The sequence below is a fragment of the Parahoeflea alexandrii genome (assembly GCF_024105735.1).
Classification (GTDB): domain Bacteria; phylum Pseudomonadota; class Alphaproteobacteria; order Rhizobiales; family Rhizobiaceae; genus Hoeflea; species Hoeflea alexandrii.
This window is the reverse complement of sequence record NZ_JAAAML010000012.1, coordinates 1-1,147: the sequence shown is the minus strand read 5'-3', so window position 1 is coordinate 1,147 and position 1,147 is coordinate 1. Positions and strand designations below refer to the sequence as shown.

General features: G+C 57.9%; 1 tRNA gene and 2 rRNA genes. All 3 read right to left on the bottom strand.

The features are described 5' to 3' along the window. Positions 1-133: 133 nt before the first annotated feature. Positions 134-210, bottom strand: a tRNA-Met gene (locus GTW23_RS23335). Positions 211-615: 405 nt separating this feature from the next. Continuing rightward, positions 616-730: ribosomal RNA gene (gene rrf / locus GTW23_RS23330) — 5S ribosomal RNA — on the bottom strand. 221 nt (positions 731-951) lie between these two features. Beyond that, positions 952-1,147, bottom strand: a 23S ribosomal RNA gene (locus GTW23_RS23325); the annotation flags it as partial.

Sequence of the window (1,147 nt, the reverse complement as noted above, 5' to 3'; positions counted from 1 at the left end):
GACCCGCTGATCTGGCAGGCGATTGCGCAGCAACCGCCGAGAGGATTTCAGGTTATGGTCCGAAGGACGACGAGCTACTTCGCCAGCAAAGACTACGTCTTTGCGCCAGCGCAGTGATCCTATATTGGTAATTTGGTTGCGGGGGCAGGATTTGAACCTGCGACCTTCAGGTTATGAGCCTGACGAGCTACCGGGCTGCTCCACCCCGCGGTAAGACTTGAGCTTCCGGGCATGCCCGGTCTTTTTGTTTTGCCGGTCCTCAAGGCCTTTGGCCTCTGCGGGTCGGCGGGGGCTGCTCCACCCCGCGGTAAGACTTGAGCTTCCGGGCATGCCCGGTCTTTTTGTTTTGCCGGTCCTCAAGGCCTTTGGCCTCTGCGGGTCGGCGGGGGCTGCTCCACCCCGCGGTAAGACTTGAGCTTCCGGGCATGCCCGGTCTTTTTGATTTGCCGGTCCTCGAGGCTTTTGGCCTCTGTGGGTCGGCTGGGGCTGCTCGACCCCGCGACAGGCCTTGCTGAATGAGCAAGGCAAAAGGCAAAACGGGCCGCGAGAGCGACCCGTGAGTGTTCCAATTTTCGTAAGGCTGAGAAGATTTCAACTTGATGTTGCGATTTGCAGACCTGGCAGCGACCTACTCTCCCGCGTCTTGAGACGAAGTACCATCGGCGCTGGGGCGTTTCACGGCCGTGTTCGGAATGGGAACGGGTGCAGCCGCCCCGCCATGACCACCAGGTCGGCAAAGCGCAACATGTGCACATGGCGACATGTGCAAGTTGATTGAGAAGCTGGCGGGAGGCTAGTCCCTTTTGTCTTTGAACACGTCCTTCTCACTTATCCGAGCATTTGCACCCCGGAGCGAAGCTCCGCAAGCGCAAGTGCGCGTCGCCAATTGTTTGGCGCGCCCGCGCAGGACCTTTGGTCCGCGAGCGATTAAGATGAGCACGAGCAATGAGAACGATCAAGCCGATCGAGCTATTAGTACTGGTAAGCTTCACACATTACTGCGCTTCCACACCCAGCCTATCAACGTGGTAGTCTTCCACGACTCTCAGGGAATACTCGTTTTTAGGTTGGTTTCCCGCTTAGATGCCTTCAGCGGTTATCCATTCCGTATATAGCTACCCTGCTATGCCGTTGGCACGACAACAGG